Origin of the sequence: Pseudomonas sp. SC11 (genome assembly GCF_047039205.1) — a bacterium.
Classification (GTDB): Bacteria; Pseudomonadota; Gammaproteobacteria; order Pseudomonadales; family Pseudomonadaceae; genus Aquipseudomonas; species Aquipseudomonas boreofloridensis.
In genome coordinates this window covers 1587117-1607973 of sequence record NZ_CP178183.1, presented here as the reverse complement: position 1 = coordinate 1607973, position 20857 = coordinate 1587117, and the positions used below count along the sequence as shown (strand labels likewise).

Sequence of the window (20857 nt, the reverse complement as noted above, 5' to 3'; positions counted from 1 at the left end):
GCAACCCGATACCCCAAGCTAAATCAACGGTTTGCGCCGGTTATCAGGCACTCCGGGCATGCCGTTCAGCCCGTCCAACGCAGGTTTGCGAGCATCTGTTCTACGCTACTCAAACCAACCGCCACCCTAGTACCGTGAGGAGAGGCCCATGAGCTCGATCCATCGCTTGTCGCCGTCGCAAGCTCCCGTAGAGGATGCCGAATACTTCGAATACAGCAAGGCCGCCAACCCCATCGCCGCCAAGCTGATTTCCCAGATACCTTTCCAGACTTTTCCCAGCTCGCTCTACAGCGACGGTGCCAGCCGTATCGTTGCCCTGGACCTGAGCGATCGCTTGGGCACCGAAGGCCCGGCGACCAGCCCAGGTCTGAGCGCCAACTTCATCCGCCTCAATGCCGGCGACAGCCTCACCCTCAAGCCCAACGCCACGTCGCAGGTGCTCTATGTGATCGACGGCGCCGGCAGCTTCACCTATGGCGAAGCGTCATTCGAGTGGAATCGCGGCAGCTTCATGACCATGCCAGGCCTGCGCAACACGGTGCTTACAGCGAGCCAGGATGCGCGCCTGTACTACGTTCACGACGAGCCGCTACTGCGCTACCTCGGCGTCAAAGCGTGCAGCGAGCGCTTCGCACCGACGCTCTACCCGGCCGAGGTGGCCAACGCCAAGCTTCAAGAGGCCGCCAACGACCCCCGCGCCGCCGATCGCAGCCGGGTCAGCATTCTGCTGGGCAACAAGCATTTCCCGCAGACGCGCACCGTCACCCACGTACTCTGGGCCATGTACGGTATCGTTCCGGCCGGCGCCGTGCAAAAGCCCCACCGGCATCAGTCGGTGGCACTGGACTTCATCATCGACTGCCCCGAAGGCTGCTACACCCTGGTCGGCACCGCGCTGGACGACAGTGGCCAGATCGTCAACCCGACCCGCGTGCAGTGGCAGCCGGGCCTGGCCTTCGTCACCCCGCCGGGCTATTGGCACGCCCACTACAACGAATCCAAGGATCAGGATGCCTACCTGATCCCGATTCAGGACGCCGGCCTGCAAACCTACCTGCGCTCGTTGGACATTCGTTTCAGTTGAGGTCTCTTTCTGAGCGGTGGAGGCCGCCAGCAGGGAGGGTCATGCACTGCGTGGATCGTAGCCGTTACCATCGACGAGGCGCTTACAAGCCCAAAAACACAAAACCCCTGACTTCATAGCTGAAATCAGGGGTTTTGAGCTTTATGTGTATGGCGGAGAGATAGGGATTTGAACCCTAGGTACTGTTGCCAGTACAACGGATTTCGAATCCGTCCCGTTCGACCACTCCGGCATCTCTCCAGTGGCGCGCATCATACCAGCGTTTTCGTTTCTGGCAAACTTTTTTTGAAAAAATTCGCGTGGTATCAGGCGCTTGCGTGAAGGCGCCGATTACAACGGCACGCCCAGACGCTTGGCGACTTCTTCGTACGCCTCAATGACATCACCCAGACCCTGGCGGAAGCGGTCCTTGTCCATCTTCTTGCGGGTTTCCTTGTCCCACAGACGGCAGCCATCAGGGCTGAACTCGTCGCCCAGTACGATCTGGCCGTGGAAGACGCCGAATTCCAGCTTGAAGTCGACCAACAGCAGGCCAGCGTCGTCGAACAGCTTGCTCAGCACGTCGTTGACCTTCAGCGACAGCTTCTTCATCTCCACCAGTTGCTCGGCGGTGCCCCAGCCGAATGCCACCACGTGAGATTCGTTGATGAAGGGATCGCCCTTCTCATCGTTCTTCAGGAACAGCTCGAAGGTGGAAGGCTCGAGCTTGATGCCCTCCTCCACGCCCAGGCGCTTGACCAGGCTGCCGGCAGCATAGTTGCGCACCACACACTCGACCGGGATCATGTCCAGCTTCTTGACCAGGCACTCGTTGTCGCCCAGCAGCTTGTCGAACTGGGTCGGCACGCCCGCTTCTTCGAGCTTCTGCATGATGAAGGCGTTGAACTTGTTGTTGACCATGCCTTTACGATCGAGCTGCTCGATGCGCTTGCCGTCGAACGCCGAGGTATCGTTACGGAACAGCAGGATCAGGCGGTCGGCGTCGTCGGTCTTGTACACCGATTTGGCCTTGCCGCGGTAAAGTTCGTCGCGTTTTTCCATGATGGGCTCCGCTTGCTTGAATGGTTGGGCTAGGCGATTTCGCGCCAGTCGAGCCCGTGTTCCTGATTCGCCACCTGGAGCCAGTCCGGATCGCACCCCAAGGTGTCGACGAAGCACTGACGCGCCAGTTGTGGCAGGTTGTTCTTGCTGCTCAGGTGGGCCAACACCAGATGCTGCAGGTGTCGCCAGCCCAGCTCGGCCACCAGGTTGGCGGCCTGATGGTTGTTCAGATGGCCCTGATTGCCGCCGACCCGCTGCTTGAGAAAGTACGGATAGTGCCCGCGCGCCAGCAGATCACGGCAGTGGTTGGCTTCGATCAGCAAGGCGTCGAGGCCTTCATAGCGTTGCAACAGGCGCGTGTCGTAGCTTCCCAGGTCGGTGAGCATGCCGAAACGGCGGCGGCCGTCGCTGACCACGTACTGCAGTGGCTCCTGCGCGTCATGCTCGACCCGCGCCGCGCTGACCTGCAGGCTGCCGACCTCCAGCACATCGCCACAACCGAGAAAACCGGCGACCTCCACCGGCTTGCGCATGCCGCGCAACGTGCCTTGGCTGAGGTACACCGGTACATTGTAGCGCCGCGCCAGCAACCCAACGCCATGCACGTGGTCGGCATGTTCGTGGGTCACCAGCACAGCGCTCAGCTGTGCGGCCGACACCCCGAGCAGCGCCAGGCGCCGCTCGGTTTCGCGCAGGGAGAAGCCGCAGTCGACCAGGACGAACGTGTCGTCGCTGGCGATCAGCGTGCCATTTCCCTGGCTGCCGCTTCCCAGTACCGCGAAGCGCACTTAGCCCAGTCGGTCCTGGATGGCGCTCAGCACGCGACGGGCCACATCGGCCGGTGCCACGGTGTTGATGTTCTTCTCGACGGTGACCTGAACGTTCTCACCCACCTTGCTCAGGCGGACCTGATAACGCTCGGCGCGAGCTTCACGTTCTTCCTTGCTCGGCGCACTGCCGAACAGGCGACTGAAGAAGCCGGGCTGATCGTTCTTGTCTTCGGGTTTCTCGGACAGGTTGATGTAGTACAGGCCCAGGCTGCGGTTGATGTCCTCGACGCGCCACTCGCCCTGCTCCAGCGCACGACCTACGCCCGACCAGGCGCGGTCCAGGTCGGAACCGAGGAACAGCACTGGGTTGCCACTGCCGTCTTCGGTCAGGCTGACCTGGCTAGGCACGTCGAAGTCGCGCTCGGCGAGCAACGACACCGAACCACCCTTCTCGGCGCTGCGGTTCATGCTGGCCAGCAGTTCGTCGACCAGCAGCGCATCGACGCCCGTGTTGCTCGACGTGCTCGGGAAATCGGGCTCGGCACTGCTGCCGGCCGGACGCTCGACGCTGACTACGTAGACTTCCGAGGTGTTGCGCTGCACACCCGGCTCCATGCGCACCCGTACACGTACTTCGCTGTTCGGGCTGCTGGAGGTGCTGGCCAGACGCTGGCCGAGCGAGGCGGACAGCTCATCGAAACGCTGCCAGGTGGTGTTGAATTCGCCAGTCTGCGGGCGCTCTTCGGCAATGCGGAAGCCGTTGTCCTCGAAATACTGGCGGGTAACCGGCCAGACCTCGGCGGGCGAGCGTTGAGCCAGCACCCAACGATTGGCGCCACTGCGCTGCAGGGTGAACTCGCTGACGTCGGCGCTGGCCGACAGCGGCTGCGGACGAGGCACCTCGAACTCGCCGGTGGCGGTGTCGTCGGCCACGTTGCGCGGGATCGGCAGCAGCGGATCCATGCGTTTGACATGCGTGGCGTCCGGCGGCAGCTGCATGGGCGCAGTGGAGTGCGCCTGCAGGTAATCGCTGCCGCGGTCGCGGAAATAGCCATCTTCGCCCCAGAGCCAGCCGCACCCACTGGTGCTGGAGATGATCAGGGCGAGAGCGGAAAGACCAGCCAGTCGCTTCATGCGGTGTACTTCCTCGATTAAACCAGTACGCCGGACTGGCGCAAGGCAGTACGGACTTGTTCGTGACAACCCTGGCTCAGCCAGGTGAGCGGCAGGCGAATACCTTTGTGCATCAAACCCATTTCAACCATCGCCCATTTCACCGGGATCGGGTTGGCTTCGCAGAACAGGTTCTTGTGCAGCGGCATGAGTCGATCGTTGATCTCGCGGGCCTTCTCGGCATTGCCCGCAAGGGCGGCCTCGCACAGATCGGCCATTTCGCGCGGAGCGACGTTGGCGGTGACGGAAATATTGCCCTTGCCGCCCAGCAGGATCAGTTCGGCAGCGGTCGGATCATCGCCGGACAGAACCAGGAACTCTTTGTCGACGCCTTCGATGATCGCCTTGGCACGGGCCAGGTCGCCCGTGGCTTCCTTGATGCCGATGATGTTCTTGACGCTCGACAGGCGGATCACGGTCTCGGCCTGCATGTCGCAGGAGGTGCGGCCGGGCACGTTGTACAGAATCTGCGGGATGTCGACGGCTTCGGCGATGTGCTTGAAGTGCTGGTACAGGCCTTCCTGGGTCGGCTTGTTGTAGTACGGCACGACCAGCAGGCAGGCATCGGCTCCGGCGCTTTTGGCATTCTGCGTGAGGTGCACGGCCTCGGCCGTCGAGTTGGCGCCGGTGCCGGCGATCACCGGGATGCGGCGCGGGCTGCGCTTGACGCGCTCGACCACGTGCTTGATGACCAGGATGTGTTCTTCGACGTCGAGGGTGGCGGATTCGCCGGTGGTGCCGACGGCAACGATCGCGTGAGTGCCTTTTTCCAGGTGGAAGTCGACCAGTTTATCGAGGCTTTCCCAATCCAGACGCCCTTGTGCATCCATGGGTGTGACGAGTGCCACCATACTGCCCGCGATCATGAACCTGCTCCTGCCGGAAAAAGAGAGCGGTAATGGTACTGGCGCCATCGACCTTGCACAAGCGAAGCTGGCGGGCGGAGCATTCCCCTCGGCGCCGCTTTTCGCTACCCTTGACCCTTTGATCGGCGCAGTGCAGCCCGCCGGGCTGTCGACGGTGCCTTCAGTCGGTGCTTCAGCGTTCTCGAGCGCTACCCACACCGGCCACGAGCAGGCTTGCCGTCGTCCTGCGCCGACCGCTCATCGCTTTAGGAATGCTGCATGTCCACCGCTCCCCGCGAACAGTTCCTCGTCATCAGTGCCCTGGGCCCCAATCCCATGGAGCTTGCCAATGTCCTCAGCCGCGCGGCTTTTGAAAACCGTTGCGCGGTGGTCACCTCGCGCCTGTCGCGCCACGGCGAAACCAGCGCCCTGGTGCTGCAGGTCGGCGGCAGCTGGGATGCCCTGGCTCGCCTTGAAACCACCTTGCCAGGTCTGGGCAAGAAGCATGGCCTGACCCTCGATGTGGTGCGCAGCGCCGAGCAGGAGGTCCGCCCTCAAGCCCTGCCCTACGTCGCCTACGTCAGCGCCGCCTACCGCCCGGACATCGTCAACGAACTGTGCCAGTTCTTCCTCGATCACCGCGTCGAACTCGACGCCATGACCTGCGACACCTACCTGGCGCCGCAGACGGGCAGCAGCATGCTCAATGCCCAGTTCACCGTGATCCTGCCAGCCGGCACGCAGATCAGCTGGCTGCGCGACCAGTTCCTGGACTTTGCCGACGCCTTGAACCTGGATGCGCTGATCGAACCCTGGCGCCCACAGAACCCTGTCTAAGGAGTCATGCCCATGGCCGTAGCCCTCGATCAACCCGTCACCGACTTCCAGGCCCAGGCCACAGGCGGTCGCACCGTCACGTTGTCCGAACTTCAAGGCAAACAGGTGGTGCTGTATTTCTACCCCAAGGACAGCACGCCGGGCTGCACGACCGAAGGCCAGGGTTTCCGCGACCAGCAGCCGGCATTCGAGGCCGCCAACACGGTGATCTTCGGCGTCTCGCGCGATGGCATCAAATCGCACGAGAACTTCAAGGCCAAGCAGGGCTTCACCTTCGAGCTGATCAGTGACAAGGACGAAACGCTGTGCCAGCTCTTCGACGTGATCAAACTGAAGAAGCTCTACGGCAAGGAATACCTGGGCGTCGATCGCAGCACCTTCCTGATCGACCAGCACGGCGTGCTGCGGCAGGAATGGCGCGGGGTCAAGGTGCCCGGGCATGTGGATGCGGTGCTGGCCGCCGCCCAGGCGCTGAGCGAGGCGTAAGAGCAGCCCGCACGGGTGGTGGGTGAGCCCGTCACCCGGCCGCCCCGACCCTAGAGCATCGGCGCCACCGTAGGCTCCTGCCGCGGCCAGGCGTCGAGTACCGCCTTGAACAGGGTCGCCAGCGGAATGGCGAAGAAGATCCCCCAGAAACCCCATAGCCCGCCAAACAGCAGTACCGCGCAGATGATCGCTACCGGATGCAGGCTCACCGCTTCGGAAAACAGCAGCGGCACCAGCACGTTGCCGTCCAGCGCCTGGATGATCGCGTAAACCGCCATCAGGTAGATGAACTGATCGCCCCAGCCCCACTGGAACAGTGCGATCAGCGTGACCGGCACGGTCACCACCACCGCCCCCACATAGGGCACCACCACCGACAACCCCACCAACAACGCCAACAGCGCGGCATAGTTGAGCCCCAAGGTAATGAAGGCGATGTAGGTGGCGCTGCCGCAGATCAGGATCTCGATGCCCTTGCCACGGATGTAGTTGGCGATCTGCCGGTTCATCTCATCACCCACCCGGGTCAGCAATCGCCGCTCGCGGGGCAGGTAGCCGCTGACCCAGCGAGCGATCAGCTCGCGGTCCTTGAGGAAGAAGAACACCAGGATCGGCACCAGCACCAGGTAGATCATGGCATTGACCAACAGCGGCAGGCTCGACAACGAGAAGGTCAACGCCCACTGACCGAACTTGCCGATTTCGCCACGCACCGACTCGATGGCCCGCAGCACCTGCTCGTCAGAGACCAGATGCGGGTAGCGCTCGGGCAGCAGCAGCAACAATGACTGCCATTTGCCGAGCATGCCCGGCAGTTCGTTGAACAAGGTGATCAACTGATGCCACAGCAACGGCACCAGTACCAGCAGAACCACCGCCAGCGCCCCGAGGAACAGCGCAAACACCAGCCACACCGCAGCACGCGTGGGCACCCTGAAGCGCTCCAGGGCGTTGACCAGCCCCTGCATCAGGAACGCCAACACCATGCCCGCCAGCACAGGCGCGAGCATGCCGCCGAGGGTGAGGACCACCGTGAAAGCGAGAAACAGCAAGACCGCCAACACCACCGCTTCCTCATCGGAGAAGTAGCGCTGCATCCAGTCGCGAAGCACCTTGAACATTGACGATCCTTGCAGAAAAAGACTCAGGCCTTGCGCAGCCAATAGGTGTAGACACCGGACTCGGCAGCCTCGGCCAGCAAGCTATGACCGGAGAGCTGGGCAAAGGTGCGGAAATCGCGCTGCGAACCGGCGTCGGTCGCCACCACCTTGAGCACTGCGCCACTGTCCAGTCGATTGAGCGCCATCTTGGCCTTGAGCAGCGGCAGCGGGCAGTTCAGCCCACAGGCATCGAGTTCGGCGTCGCAGGTCGGGGTATCGGTCATCGCGCGGGCTCCAGGGTGTGACGGCAGGCAGGGCCGCTAGGATACCTGCACTGGTCTGCGCGGTGCGAGCGGGCTACAGTAAGCGCTTTGATCGACGCGAGCTTCGTGCATGAACCTACTGCGCCCCACCCTGCTGACGCTGGCCTGCCTGATGGCCCTTCCTGGCCACGCCGACGACCTGCCGTCGCTGGGTGATGCCAGCTCCGCCATCGTTTCGCCGCAGCAGGAACACCAGCTCGGTCGCGCTTGGTTGAGTCTGCTGCGTGGCCAGGTCAATCAGCTCAACGATCCACAACTCAAGGACTACGTCGAGACCAGCGTGTACAAGCTGGCCGAAACCAGCCAGTTGCAGGACCGCCGCCTGGAATTCATCCTCATCGACAGCCGCGAGCTCAACGCCTTCGCCGCGCCCGGCGGCATCGTCGGAGTCAACGGCGGCTTGTTCCTCAACGCCCAGACCGAGGGCGAGTATGCCTCGGTGCTGGCCCATGAATTGGCGCACCTGTCGCAACGCCACTTCGCCCGCGGCGTGGAGGCCCAGCAGCGCATGCAGTTGCCGATGATGGCCGCGCTCCTGGCCGGTATCGTGCTGGCCGCAGGCGGTGGCGGCGATGCCGGCATCGGCGTGATCGCCGGCACCCAGGCGGCCGCCATGCAGGAACAACGACGCTTCTCCCGGCAGAACGAGCAAGAAGCCGACCGCATCGGCATCCTCAACCTGGAAAAGGCCGGTTACGACCCACGCAACATGCCGAGCATGTTCGAGCGCCTGGCCCGGCAATACCGCTACGATGCCAAGCCCCCGGAATTCCTGCTGACCCACCCGGTCACCGAATCGCGCATCGCCGACACCCGCAACCGCGCCGAACAGGCGCCCAAGGGCGGCGTCGAAGACAGCATGCGCTATCAACTGATTCGCGCCCGCGTCGCCCTGACCTACGAAGGCACCCCAGGGCTTGCAGCCAAGCGTTTCCGCGCCCAGCTCGATGAAAACCCCAACCTCGATGCCGCCCGCTATGGCCTGGCGCTGGCGCAAATCAAGGGCGGTCAGCTCAACGAAGCGCGCGAGAACCTCAAGCCGCTGCTGGCCAAGGCACCCAACGACATTACCTACAACCTGGCGCAGATCGACCTGGACATCACCAACAACCGCCTGGCCGACGCCCAGCAGCGCGCCGAACGCATGCAGGGCCTGTATCCGGGGAACTACCCGCTCAAACAGGTACGCGCCGACCTGCTGGTCAAGCAGAACAAACCGGCCGAAGCGGAAAAGGTGCTGGACGATCTGGTGAAGAATCGTCCGGACGATCCGGACGTCTGGTACGACGTGGCCGAGGTACGTGGCCTGTCGGGCAATACCATTGGCCTGCACCGGGCCCGGGCCGAATACTTCACCTTGGTCGGAGATTTCGACCAGGCGATTCAGCAACTGGACTTCGCCAAGCGCCGGGCGGGCACCAACTTCCCACTGGCCTCGCAGATCGACCAGCGGCAGCGGGAGATCATGGAGCAGCAGCGCATGGTCAAGGAGATGATGCGCTGATCAACGAAAAAGGCCGCTCAGCGGCCCTTTGCACGTCTGCTCAGGCGTTGCCGGAAAGCTTCATCCGCGCCGCCTGGGTAAAGTCCAGCATGCGCTTGAGCGGCTTGATAGCCCGGGGAATCAGCGCCGGCTCCACGAAGATTTCGTTGCTGCCCTGACGCAGGCAGTCCAGCGTGCGCTCCAGGGTGTTCATCGCCATCCACGGACAGTGCGCGCAACTGCGGCAGGCTGCGCCGTTACCCGCGGTCGGCGCTTCGATGAAGACCTTGTCCGGACACAACTGCTGCATCTTGTAGAAGATGCCGCGATCGGTGGCGACGATGAAGGTGGTATTGGGCAAGGTCTGCGCAGCCTTGATCAACTGGCTGGTGGAGCCCACCGCATCGGCCAGCTCGATCACCGACTCTGGCGACTCCGGGTGCACCAGCACCGCTGCGTCCGGATACAGCGCTTTCATGTCGGCCAGTTGCCGCGACTTGAACTCTTCGTGGACGATGCAGGCACCGTCCCACAGCAGCATGTCGGCGCCCGTCTGCTTCTGGATGTAGCGCCCCAGGTGCTGGTCCGGCCCCCAGATCAGCGTCTCGCCGTTGTCCATCAGGCTCTCGACGATTTCCAGGGCGCAACTGGACGTCACCACCCAGTCCGCACGCGCTTTCACCGCCGCCGAGGTGTTGGCGTAGACCACCACGGTACGCTCGGGATGCTGATCGCAGAACGCCGAGAACTCTTCCACGGGGCAACCCAGGTCCAGCGAGCAGGTCGCCTCGAGGGTGGGCATCAGGATGCGCTTTTCCGGGGTGAGGATTTTCGCCGTCTCGCCCATGAAACGTACCCCAGCCACCACCACGGTGTCGGCCGGATGGTTGTTGCCGAAGCGGGCCATTTCAAGGGAGTCGGAAACGCAACCACCGGTTTCTTCGGCCAGCGCCTGAATCACGGGATCGCAATAGAAATGGGCGACCAGCACTGCGTTCTGCGCCTTGAGTTCGGCAGCGATGGCCGCACGGTAATCGGCCTCTTGCTCGGGCGTTAGCGGATGGGGCTGCTTGGCGTCAAGATGGGCTTGAACCAGGAGACGTTCGGAAATCTGGGTCATGATCGCTGGACCTGCATGCGCGTCGATCGAGTGTATCACCCGGCCCTGGCAGATCGGCTAAAGGTGCCGCAGACCCCAGATGGCGGGTCATCGCGGCCCACCTGCGGGCACGGATTGTTATTCGGACGGCGAAGGCTACAGGCAATCGGGGCAATGCAAAAGCGCTTTTTCAGACAGCTGAATCGCCCACCCCCTGCGGCATTGCACCGTAGGGGACAGGCGACTCGCCAGACGACGCCTGAGCGATCAGCCTTGAGGCGACAGTACTGCCAGTTGCGCGCTCATCATCATGACGAATTCCTCGACCGGCATCTTCTTGCCGTTGAAGTCGACCATGCCGTCGGCGTAGTTCAGGCTCGACACCACGTCATTGCCCTCGACAGTGGCCATGCCGCTCTGCAACGCCATTACGCCAAGCATCTCGCCGGCCTGGCTGGACTGCATGGCGATCGCCTGGGCGTCGGTCTGACCGTCGAGCAGCGCCTGTAGGGTGGTGAGGTCGCTGACCATCGCCTTCGACACCGTCAACTTGCTCTGCAGGCGCGAGACCAGTTGCTTGATCAGTTGATCAGGCGGCAGGTCGAAGGAGGTGGGATTAGCGAAGTCCAGGCTCAGATTGAAGCGACTCTGACCATTGGCGGTCTTGAACGACAGTTCCTCCAGCGCGAACTGGGGCTTGTCGGCCAGCAGCTTCTGCAGATCGGCCTTCACCTTGGCCTCTTCTTCGGGGGTCATCTGCGGCGCTATTTGCCCTTCGCCCTGAGCAGAGGCTGCCTGCAGTTCGGGCAGCTTGCTTTGGTACCACTCGAGCAGTGCCTGCGCCGCTGCCATATTCACCGACTTCATGCTCATGACCATCTGGCCACTGCCCACCTGGCGACCGGCATAAGTGATATCGGACACCTTGTACTCCACGCGCCCGCCTACCCGATCCTTACCCTCGGCAGTGGACAAGCTGTTCTGCTCCAGCCCTTTGACTACCAGGACCTCTTGCTTGGGCCCGAGAGTGGCCTGCAGATTGGCCAGATACAGGTCGAGATGGCCAAGATAGAGCATGTCGTGACCCGACTTGCTGAGCTCGCCGCCCATTTTGAAGCCACTCATCTGCACCTTCACCGGCGGATGGTCATCACCCACCAGGATCATGTCGAGGCGCTGGGACTCGCCATGGATCTCGAGGTCCTTGCCTTCCTTGTCGCCCTTGAGCAGCAGTTGCATGCCACCGAAGTCCAGGACATTACCGTCGCCTTCATCGAGTTTGACCGGTGCCAGCTGGATATCGCTCTGCACACCACCGCCGTAACCCAGGGCGACATGACCGACGACGGGCGATTTGTCGCCTGCGGCGGCGAACCAGGACGCTGTGGTGTCGTCCTTCTGCAGTTGGCTATTGCTGACCGCCATCACCGGCAACAGCTTGAGCACTTTGACCCGCGACCAAGGGAAAGGGCCATGCTCGATGTGGTCGTTGACGCCCACCTCGAAACTCACCGGCTCACCATCGTTCAGGCGCAGATCATTGGCCTTCAGACGATATTGGGCGTCACTGGTGAATAAGTGCTGGTCCAGCGAGACCAACTCGATGGTCATGGTCCCACCGGTGCCTACCAGGGCTTTCTGCAACTCCGCGTTGCCGCGCGTGATGGATTGCTCCAGCTCGGCGGGCAGTTGCTTGCCGGTATACCAGGCGCCGGCGGTGGTGACGACGGCGATGGCGACGGCCAGGCCGGAGAGAATGCCTACTGATTTCTTCATGAATAGAACCGTTTGCTGTCCATATGGCTGAGGGGACGCAGCGCTTGCGCCGGGTACGAAGGGTAGCACTGTCGGCGGTTCAGGCGATCACGCGTTCGTGAGTTTTTGCTGCAGTTGCCTGTCGCCGACCCGTCGACACCCATCGCCCAGGAAGGCTCAGCGCACCTCTCGCCTGCTGACATAGCCTAGGAAGTCGTCGAGGTCGGCACTGCTGAGCATGCGGGCGACCTCCTTCACTTCTTCTACTGGCCAGTTCCACCAGGCCGCGTCGAGCAAGGCCTCACGCACCGGCTCATCGAAACGCCATCGAATGAACTTGCAGGGATTGCCACCGACGACCGCATAAGGCGGTACGTCCCGCGACACTAACGCACCTGCCGCGACGATCGCGCCGTGGCCTATCGTCACTCCGGAGAGGATCACGGCATTGGTACAGATCCAGCAATCGCTACCGATAACCACATCACCTTTACTGGGTGCGTAGTCCTTGATGTCTTCCAGGCCGTCGATCATGGCTGGGAACGGGTAAGTGGTCAGCCAATCGGTACGGTGCTCGCCGCCTAGCAGAATCTGAACGCCCGCAGCGATAGAGGTGTAGTTGCCGATACGCAATACCGCGTCATCCCCGAAATCGGCGACCTCAGGTATGCCATAGCTCCCTACGCCCACGGTGCTGCGTGGATAGCGAAGGCGAATTTTCTCGGCAGCGCGCTCGAGTTTATCCATTGCGCGAAGCCGCTTGCGCTCCCGACGGTGAGCCAGGAGTGTGAAAAACTTCATGCCAGGTGCTCCTAGATCGGCATCAACGATGGAAAATAAGGCGCTTGATGCGTCTGAATGTGGTCTTGTTGTAGTGACGTAGAGGGATGCTGCGCAGAAGGCTCCATGCATAGGGCTTATCGTCGACCACTGCATATTTCAACGCTTTGTGTACCAGCACCGTACGTGCATGGTCGTAGCCGGGACGTTCCTTGTAAGGCGCAATGGCCTGCAAGTCAGCCTCGAGCATCACTCGGTACTTGCGCGACAGGTTGCCAGGATGGCGCCGATAGCGTGTAACGCACACCGGCAACTCATGAACCTGGTAGCCCTGCGCGGCAATACGCAGCGTCATCTGAAAGTCCTGAACCTTGATCGACGGGTCGTAGAAACCCGCATCACGTAGCGCCTGCATGCGATACAGCGACGTCGGCGCGCCTGTGACGACTGCGTCATACAGTATCTGGGCAAAATCATAGGTTCTGATGGCACTGCGGCGCTGCGCCTTGATATCACGGCCTTCGCTATCCATGTAGCTGATGAGCGCTGCAACACAGCCAACTTCCGGGTGCGCGTCCAGGTAGGCTGCACGCACACTCAAGGACTGGGGCAGCATCAAATCATCCAGATCAGGCGTCGCCACATACACCCCGCGTGCATGCCTGAGCCCCGTATTGAGCGCACTGCTGACCCCCTGGTTGGCTTGGGTCAGCAGCGTGAACGAGTAGGTTGACTGCAGGGCCTGCAGCATTGCCAGGCTCTGATCTGAGGAACCATCATCAACGATGATGACCTCGAAGTTCGGATAGTCCTGCGCGAAGATGCTTTCAAGCGCCGCATGAAGGAAACGTTCAGCGTTGTAACAGGGCGCAATTACCGATATCAGCGGGCGTGAGGCGATGTGACCGGGTGAAGATCCTTGAGTCATTATAATTCCAGCCTCTTGGCGCCGAGCGTCGTACGACCATCGGCATGGGTCAAGCTACAAAAAATCAAAAGTATACCCATCCTGGTGAAGTCCGAACCCCAAAAATTAAGCTCATAAAAATTCCCTATCGGTAGAGTTGGCTTAATTAATTTAGTTTCGCGACCGCGCCTGCTTATCGTTGCCGTTGCACAACAACGACGATGACTATCAGGAGTTCCAGCCATGAAGCCCGTAACGTCCCCCTACCCCGCCAGCCGCTTGCTGTTGACGGCCAGTTTCTGCGCTAGCCTGTTCTGCAGCGCTGCCCAGGCCACCCCGCTGACCCGCGATAACGGCGCGCCGGTCGGTGACAACCAGAACTCACAAACCGCTGGCGCCAATGGCCCGGTGCTGCTGCAGGACGTACAGCTGTTGCAAAAACTGCAACGCTTCGACCGCGAGCGCATTCCAGAACGCGTGGTGCACGCCCGCGGCACTGGCGCCCACGGCGAGTTCACAGCCAGCGCCGACATCAGCGACCTGACCTTGGCGAAAGTCTTCCGTCAAGGTGAACACACCCCGGTATTCGTGCGTTTCTCAAGTGTTGTGCATGGCAACCACTCGCCGGAAACGCTGCGCGACCCACGCGGTTTCGCCACCAAGTTCTATACCGCTGACGGCAACTGGGACTTGGTCGGCAACAACTTCCCGACCTTCTTCATTCGCGATGCGATCAAGTTTCCCGACATGGTCCACGCCTTCAAGCCCGATCCTCGCACCAACCTGGACGACGACTCGCGTCGCTTCGACTTCTTCTCCCACGTACCAGAGGCCACGCGTACGCTGACCCTGCTGTACTCCAATGAGGGCACGCCGGCCAGCTACCGTGAGATGGATGGCAACAGCGTGCACGCCTATAAACTGGTCAACGCCAAGGGCGACGTGCATTACGTGAAGTTCCACTGGAAGAGCCTGCAAGGCCAGAAGAACCTCGACCCACGGCAGGTGGCCGAAATCCAGGCCCGCGACTACAGCCACATGACCCACGATCTGGTGACGGCGATCAGCAAGGGCAACTACCCCAAGTGGGACTTGTACATCCAGGTGCTCAAGCCCGAGGACCTGGCCAAGTTCGACTTCGACCCGCTGGACGCCACCAAGATCTGGCCTGACGTGCCCGAGCGCAAGGTGGGCCAGATGGTGCTCAACCGCAATGTCGAAAACTTCTTCCAGGAAACCGAACAGGTGGCCATGGCGCCGTCGAACCTGGTGCCTGGCATCGAGCCCTCCGAAGACCGTCTGCTGCAGGGGCGCCTGTTCGCCTATGCCGATACCCAGATGTACCGCATCGGCGCCAACGGCCTGAGCCTGCCGGTCAACCGCCCGCGTAGCGACGTCAATACCGTCAACCAGGACGGTGCGATGAATGCCGGCCACACCCAGAGCGGCGTCAACTACCAACCCAGCCGTCTGCAACCCCGGGACGAACAAGCCAGCGCCCGCGCCGTGCAGACGCCCCTGAACGGTAGCACCCAGCAGGCGAAGATCCAGCGCGAGCAGAACTTCAAGCAGACCGGTGAATTGTTCCGCTCCTACAGCAAGAAAGACCGCGAGGACCTGATCCAGAGCCTCGGCGAGGCCTTGGCGATCACCGATGAGCAAAGCCGCTACATCATGCTTTCTTACTTCTACAAAGCCGACAGCGACTATGGCACGGGCCTGGCCAAAGTGGCCAAAGCTGACGTGCAGCGCGTGCGCGACCTGGCAGCGCAGTTGAAGGACTGACCTCAGGCGCCAGCCCTGGCGACTAGCCGGGCTGGCCTCCACCGCTTGCAGGAGCCCCATCATGCTCAAATGGACCACTGCACTGTGCCTGTCCCTGTGCGCGCTGTGCGCTCAGGCCGGCGATCAGCCGCCGGTACAGGATCAACTGCGCGACTATTTCCTGGACGCTGCCCGGCGCGGCGACCAGGCCATGCTCGAAGCGTTCGTCAAGGCGCACTATGACCTCGATGTGCAGGACAGCACCGGCTACACCGCGCTGATTCTTGCCGCCTACCATGGACACCTGGCGGCGGTCGAGCAACTGATCGACGCCGGCGCCAACCCGTGCAAGCAGGATACGCGCGGCAATACGGCATTGATGGGCGCGATCTTCAAGGGCGAAGTCCGCATCGCTCGGCGCCTGATCGAAGCGCCGTGCAGCACGGACCAACGCAACGGCGCCGGCCAGACCGCGGCCATGTATGCCGCCTTGTTCAACCGCCACGATCTGCTGCAGGCACTGACCGAGCACGGCGCTGACCTTCACACCCAGGACGCACTGGGCAACAGCGTGAACAGCCTGAGCAGAGGTGAGCTCAATGGCGGCCAGCGCCGCTGATCTGTAGCGCCGAGCGAGCGTCCTTCCTCCACGGGCAGGCTTTGGCAATGTGCTACTCTGCGCCGCGCGCGCCGGTGTGAAATCGGCTGTCAGCTCGAAGGAAGCGGGGCCTCAAGGCCCAGGTCAGATCAGGACTCCCCACTCATGCCGTTCTACAAGAGCATCAGCTCGCTACGCGCCCTTGCCGTAGTGTTCGTCGTTCTTTATCACTTCAAGATTCCCGGTTTCCACGCTGGCTTCATCGGCGTCGACCTGTTCTTCGTGATTTCCGGCTTCCTCATGACCCGCTTGATCATCGGCGGATTGCAGGCCGAACGCTTTTCCCTGATCGCCTTCTATGCGGCCAGAGCCCGAAGGATCATTCCCGCGCTGGCACTGCTGTGTCTGACGCTGACCCTTCTCGGGTACTTTTTCCTCGCCACCGACGACTATCGAGAACTGCTGCGCACCATCAAGGAAAGTCTGCTGTTCTCTTCAAACCATTATTTCGCCCGGGACGGCAGCTACTTCGATGCGCCCTTGCATGAAAACTGGTTGCTGCATACCTGGTCATTATCGGTGGAATGGCAGTTCTACCTGCTCTACCCGCTGATTCTGATGGCGCTGGCCAAATGCTGCGCGATGCACACATTGAAGTGGCTGGTCGCGGTGCTGGGCGTCTGTTCGCTAGCCCTGTCTTCTGTCTACAGCTTCAGCCATCCCGTGGCCTCATTCTTCTATCTGCCCACGCGGGCCTGGGAAATGATCGCCGGCGGCCTGGTGTTCCTGTTTCCACTGAGCCTTTCGCCCCGCGGCAAAAGCGTCTGCGAAAGTGCAGGGCTCTTCGTCATTGCCGGGTCGATGATTGGGCTATCGGCAGACATGGCGTGGCCGGGTTACATGGCGCTATTGCCCGTGATCGGCGCAGCATTGGTTATCCAGGCCAACGCCAACAGCGCCTTCGCCGTTACGCCCCCTCTGCAGTATCTCGGCAAGATTTCCTATTCCGTTTACCTGTGGCACTGGCCGCTGGTGGTAGTGCTCTACACCTGCGGCCTGCTCGACAGCACGACGGCCGTCGGTTGTGCGATCCTGCTGACGCTTGCGCTCGGCGCACTGTCCTATCACGCCGTCGAGGCCAGGACCCGCACACTTACCCGTCCCGCACTGGGGCTGCTGAGGTACGCAGGCATCGGCGTGCTGGTCACCGCGATCGCGGTGATCACAGGCTCGGTCATCAAACACCAGCCTGCTCTGCGCTGGGTGCAAGACGAAGAGCAACCGCACTATAAAAGCGTGCTCTACACCCAGCACTGCAACAGCAACGCCTTCGGCGCCGATGAGTGCGTGCTGGGCGAAGGAACGATCAACGCCATCATCCTCGGCGACAGTCATGCCCAGTCCACCGCTGCCGCATTGATGCTGGAAAACCCAGGTGCTGCGCTCGGCTGGGCGCGTGCAGGCTGTCCGACCCTGCTCGACTTCCAGATGGGCAACAAAGAGGTCGAAGACCCATGCAAACGCTTCAATGCCGACAAGTTCTCTCAACTTGAACAGGCTTACCCAGGCGTGCCGCTCTTTCTGTTCAGTCGCGCCGGGCTGTACTCGGACCAACGCCGCCCCAGCGGCTACAGCCTGTACTTCGCTGGGAACACACATCAGAAAGCGCCGGCGTACGAACGATCGTTCATCCAGGCCTACACCGATACCGTCTGCAGCCTGGCCAAACAGCGCCCGGTGTATGTGCTCAAACCGGTTCCAGAAATGCCGTTCAACGTGTTCAAGGGCCTGAACCTGCACAAGCGCATCTTTGGCGACAGCACGGATATCTCGGCGTCCTTGGAGGACTACTTCGAGCGTAATCGGCTGGCACTCAAGGCTATCGAGACAGCCACGGCGCACTGCAATGTCATCGCCCTCGACCCCGTGCCTTACCTGTGCCCTGACGGCGAATGCCTCGGCTCGAAGGACGGCGTGCCCCTTTATTTCGATGACAATCACTTGGTGGATGCTGGCAATCAGCAAATGCGCCAAGTGTTCAGCGGGCTTTTGAACAGGCCCTAGTGCCGCGACGCTGTTGCCAATCCCCAGTGCCAGCATTGACATACGCAGCGCATGCAAAATAGCATACGCTGCGTATGTCAATGACCGAGGCACGCTCCATGCCGCCACAGACACGGCGCACTCGCGCCACGATGATCGAGCAAACTCGCGCCAAGCTGCTGGAAACGGCGCGCCTGGCGTTCGCCACCAAGGGTTTCGCCCACACCTCCATGGATGACTTCACTGCTGAAGTCGGGCTGACCCGCGGCGCGCTCTACCACCACTTCGGCAACAAGGAAGGCCTCCTGCTGGCCGTCATCGAGCAAATCGAGGCCGAGGTCGCCGAGCGCTTGCAGGCCGTTGCGGACGCGGCGCCCACCCCCTGGGAAAGCTTTCGCCGGCGCTGCTGCACCTACCTGGAGTTGTCGGTGGAGCCGGAGATTCGCCGCATCATCCTGCAGGATGCGCGTGCCGTGTTCGGCGATGTCCCGCAGGCGGCGCAGTCAGTCGGCATTGCAGCGTTGCGGGCCTCGCTGGATGTGCTGGTAGCTGACGGCACCGTCGCTGCGCTGCATACGGAGGTCACTGCGCGCATGCTCTATGGCGCCGTCACGGAGGCATCCTTCTGGATCGCCGAGGTCGAGGATGATCAACAGCCGCGCCTGACCCAGGCCCTTCAGGAACTGGAGCGTCTGCTCACTGGGCTCAAGGCCCACTGAAGACTGCCTAGTCCTGTCGACTCACGAGGTACCTACGATGCAATGGCGTAACACCGCAACGGGCTTTGGCGTGCTGGCCAAATTCTTCCACTGGACGACCGCTGCGGCCTTCATCGCAGCCTACATCGTCGTGTACTACGTGATCTGGTTCATGGACGACACGTCCGAAGAATCCTTGCCGGTCCTCAACATCCATTGGGCGCTGGGCCTACTGATCGGATTTCTCGTACTCCCGCGGTTGCTCTGGCGGCTACTGGAAATCCAACCCCATGAGCCACTCGGCTCCAAACTCGAGCATCGGCTTGCCCACGTGGCGCATTGCGGCCTTTACAGCCTGATGATCGTACTGCCGCTGACCGGCTATCTCGGCACAGGGGCGCCCACAGACTTCGGCCTGTTCAGCGTAACCGGCTTCGACAGCACGGCACTGTTCGCCTGGATCAGCAAAACCTTCGATCTGAGCTACGAAGCGTTCGAAGCGCCCTTAGATGTCGTCCACCATTTCCTCGGTAAATGGGTGGCCTGGGTCGTGGTGGCGCTGCACATCGCCGCTGCGGCCTTCCACCATTGGGGACGCCGCGATGACGTCCTCAAACGCATGCTGCCCCAGTTCAGACCCTAAAAGCGCCCGACGCGCCCAGGAATAGAGATGAACCGATCACAACGCATGCTGCCGGTGGCCATCGCCGTGTTGCTCGCCAATCACCCTGTGCAGGCGCTTGAGTTGTACGCCGACGAAGATCGTCACGTGAACGCTGACATCACGGCCGTGTGGGGCACGTTCAACAGCCGCAAGAACTACGACGGCACCTCGGGCGGCTCCACATGGCGTGAAGGGTTCATCAAGTACGGCCTGAGCGCGGACCAACGCCTGAGCGCAACGAGCGCGCTGTATGGCAGCCTGAACTGGGTAAGCTCCGGCACCTGGGGTGATGGCGATGCTGCCGGGAACACGAACGGGTCCGAACGCACCACCAAGATCGAGGACGCTTTTCTGGGCTGGCGCTCGGGCGACCTGTTCTCTGCGCTGGGCAAGGACGGCATCGACTTCTCCGCAGGCCGCCAGACCCTGCGCGTGGGCAGCGGCTTTCTGATCAACGACGATGGTCCGAACCTGGGCAAAGGCCCAGCCGAGGGGGCATTGAACCGTGGTGGCGCTTACTACCTGGCGGCACGCCACGCGTTTGATCGCACCGCTCGGCTCAGGATCGGCGGTGATGACGGCGTGCATGGCAGCCTGCTGTGGCTGCAGTCGGACAATCGCGCCCAGGCCAATACCGAATTGGCCGCCGGCACCTTGGACTACACCCACGCACTGGGCACCCTGGGGCTCACCTGGATTCACGGCATCGGCGTGGACGACCGCTGGGCCAGCGCCTCACAGAGTGCTCGCAAGGACATGGACGTGTACAGCCTTCGAGGTGAAGACAATGCGGGCATCGACAACGCCCACTTCGCGTTTGAATACGCCCACCAGAACACACGCGGCGGTGCTGAGCAGGCGTGGTATCTGCAGGCTGGCTACAGCTTCGAGCAGTTGCCCTGGACGCCACAGATCACCTATCGCTACAGCCGCTATTCAGCCGGCTGGGATTCGCTGTTCAGCGGGCTGGCCAGCGGCTATGGCACTTGGCTGCAAGGCGAAGTCGCCGGAAACTATGCCGGCCCCTTCAACAGCAACGCTGGCGTGCATCATCTGGGGCTCAAGGCAACGCCCAGGAGTAACCTGACGGTTGGCGCGCTGTACTTCGAGTTCGATACGTTGCGCACCCGCGACCGACCAAACCTCGCAGCCAGGGAACTGGACCTGTATGTCGAATGGGCGATCAACGATCACTTGATCGTCACCCCGCTGGTGGGTCTGTATCAGCCGCGCAAGGATGAGCACGATGGCGGCAATCAGGTGGGCGGCAGCGGTACCAACCTCTATAGCCAGTTGGTGGTGGCCATGCCGTTTTGAAGCGCTCCGAGGGAAATACGGATACCCGGACACGAAAAAGCCCGCCAATGGGCGGGCTCCTCGTATGAATCTCACCGGCTGCGAGATGGG

General features: G+C 61.9%; 20 protein-coding genes and 1 tRNA gene. 10 read left to right on the top strand and 11 right to left on the bottom strand.

Annotation, left to right across the window (positions count from 1 at the left end):
- Positions 1-148 precede the first annotated feature (148 nt).
- On the top strand, positions 149-1084 hold the full coding sequence (locus ACK2SD_RS07490; protein WP_317871063.1) for a cupin: 936 nt from the start codon (positions 149-151) through the stop codon (positions 1082-1084).
- Positions 1085-1234: 150 nt separating this feature from the next.
- Here ACK2SD_RS07490 and ACK2SD_RS07485 read toward each other — a convergent pair.
- The 5 genes from ACK2SD_RS07485 to dapA all read right to left on the bottom strand — a co-directional run bounded on the left by ACK2SD_RS07485 (position 1235) and on the right by dapA (position 4934).
- A tRNA-Ser gene (locus ACK2SD_RS07485) sits at positions 1235-1324 on the bottom strand.
- 90 nt (positions 1325-1414) lie between these two features.
- Positions 1415-2125 (bottom strand): phosphoribosylaminoimidazolesuccinocarboxamide synthase, encoded by a 711-nt coding sequence (gene purC, locus ACK2SD_RS07480; RefSeq protein ID WP_039579444.1) that lies wholly within the window; start codon positions 2123-2125, stop codon positions 1415-1417.
- Positions 2126-2154: 29 nt separating this feature from the next.
- On the bottom strand, positions 2155-2913 hold the full coding sequence (locus tag ACK2SD_RS07475; protein ID WP_029611873.1) for an MBL fold metallo-hydrolase: 759 nt from the start codon (positions 2911-2913) through the stop codon (positions 2155-2157).
- Complete coding sequence (bamC, locus tag ACK2SD_RS07470) at positions 2914-4029, bottom strand: outer membrane protein assembly factor BamC (RefSeq protein ID WP_029611874.1); 1116 nt, start codon at positions 4027-4029, stop codon at positions 2914-2916. It lies immediately after the preceding gene.
- A 17-nt stretch (positions 4030-4046) separates the two neighbouring features.
- Complete coding sequence (gene dapA / locus ACK2SD_RS07465) at positions 4047-4934, bottom strand: 4-hydroxy-tetrahydrodipicolinate synthase (RefSeq protein WP_039579451.1); 888 nt, start codon at positions 4932-4934, stop codon at positions 4047-4049.
- Between the two features lie 258 nt (positions 4935-5192).
- Between dapA and ACK2SD_RS07460 the strand changes: the two genes are divergently transcribed.
- Positions 5193-5750, top strand: a complete 558-nt coding sequence (locus ACK2SD_RS07460; protein ID WP_029611876.1) for a glycine cleavage system protein R — start codon at positions 5193-5195, stop codon at positions 5748-5750.
- A 12-nt stretch (positions 5751-5762) separates the two neighbouring features.
- Positions 5763-6236 (top strand): peroxiredoxin, encoded by a 474-nt coding sequence (locus ACK2SD_RS07455; RefSeq protein ID WP_412461783.1) that lies wholly within the window; start codon positions 5763-5765, stop codon positions 6234-6236.
- 50 nt (positions 6237-6286) lie between these two features.
- On the opposite strand, the gene ACK2SD_RS07450 is transcribed toward ACK2SD_RS07455, so the two are convergent.
- The gene (locus ACK2SD_RS07450; protein ID WP_039579457.1) at positions 6287-7357 is read right to left on the bottom strand and encodes an AI-2E family transporter; all 1071 of its coding nucleotides are present in this window, start codon (positions 7355-7357) and stop codon (positions 6287-6289) included.
- A 23-nt stretch (positions 7358-7380) separates the two neighbouring features.
- Positions 7381-7620, bottom strand: a complete 240-nt coding sequence (locus tag ACK2SD_RS07445; protein WP_029611879.1) for a sulfurtransferase TusA family protein — start codon at positions 7618-7620, stop codon at positions 7381-7383.
- 109 nt (positions 7621-7729) lie between these two features.
- Here ACK2SD_RS07445 and ACK2SD_RS07440 point away from each other — a divergent pair, with 109 nt between their 5' ends.
- The gene (locus ACK2SD_RS07440; RefSeq protein WP_295485898.1) at positions 7730-9163 is read left to right on the top strand and encodes a M48 family metalloprotease; all 1434 of its coding nucleotides are present in this window, start codon (positions 7730-7732) and stop codon (positions 9161-9163) included.
- Positions 9164-9203: 40 nt separating this feature from the next.
- Here ACK2SD_RS07440 and nadA read toward each other — a convergent pair whose 3' ends face one another.
- The 4 genes from nadA to ACK2SD_RS07420 all read right to left on the bottom strand — a co-directional run bounded on the left by nadA (position 9204) and on the right by ACK2SD_RS07420 (position 13707).
- On the bottom strand, positions 9204-10262 hold the full coding sequence (nadA, locus tag ACK2SD_RS07435; protein ID WP_029611882.1) for a quinolinate synthase NadA: 1059 nt from the start codon (positions 10260-10262) through the stop codon (positions 9204-9206).
- A gap of 246 nt (positions 10263-10508) precedes the next feature.
- Entirely contained in the window at positions 10509-12017 is a 1509-nt protein-coding gene (locus ACK2SD_RS07430) for a YdgA family protein (protein ID WP_412461782.1), read from the bottom strand.
- Between the two features lie 156 nt (positions 12018-12173).
- A complete protein-coding gene (locus tag ACK2SD_RS07425; protein WP_342650799.1) occupies positions 12174-12797 on the bottom strand; it encodes a CatB-related O-acetyltransferase in 624 nt (207 codons plus the stop codon).
- 22 nt (positions 12798-12819) lie between these two features.
- Positions 12820-13707, bottom strand: coding sequence for a glycosyltransferase family 2 protein (locus ACK2SD_RS07420; protein WP_412462284.1), 888 nt, complete (start codon positions 13705-13707; stop codon positions 12820-12822).
- A gap of 219 nt (positions 13708-13926) precedes the next feature.
- Here ACK2SD_RS07420 and katB point away from each other — a divergent pair, with 219 nt between their 5' ends.
- The 6 genes from katB (at position 13927) to ACK2SD_RS07390 (ending at position 20767) form a co-directional block, all read left to right on the top strand.
- Positions 13927-15468: a catalase KatB gene (gene katB, locus ACK2SD_RS07415; protein ID WP_412461781.1), complete on the top strand. Its 1542-nt coding sequence runs from the start codon at positions 13927-13929 to the stop codon at positions 15466-15468.
- A gap of 61 nt (positions 15469-15529) precedes the next feature.
- Positions 15530-16066, top strand: a complete 537-nt coding sequence (locus tag ACK2SD_RS07410; protein WP_412461780.1) for an ankyrin repeat domain-containing protein — start codon at positions 15530-15532, stop codon at positions 16064-16066.
- A 144-nt stretch (positions 16067-16210) separates the two neighbouring features.
- The gene (locus ACK2SD_RS07405) at positions 16211-18109 is read left to right on the top strand and encodes an acyltransferase family protein (RefSeq protein WP_412461779.1); all 1899 of its coding nucleotides are present in this window, start codon (positions 16211-16213) and stop codon (positions 18107-18109) included.
- 98 nt (positions 18110-18207) lie between these two features.
- On the top strand, positions 18208-18807 hold the full coding sequence (locus tag ACK2SD_RS07400; RefSeq protein WP_295485884.1) for a TetR/AcrR family transcriptional regulator: 600 nt from the start codon (positions 18208-18210) through the stop codon (positions 18805-18807).
- Positions 18808-18844: 37 nt separating this feature from the next.
- Positions 18845-19429 carry a cytochrome b gene (locus ACK2SD_RS07395; protein ID WP_412461778.1) on the top strand — a complete coding sequence of 195 codons (585 nt, stop codon included), beginning with the start codon at positions 18845-18847 and terminating at the stop codon, positions 19427-19429.
- 45 nt (positions 19430-19474) lie between these two features.
- Positions 19475-20767, top strand: a complete 1293-nt coding sequence (locus ACK2SD_RS07390; RefSeq protein ID WP_412462283.1) for a hypothetical protein — start codon at positions 19475-19477, stop codon at positions 20765-20767.
- The last annotated feature ends 90 nt before the right edge of the window (positions 20768-20857 follow it).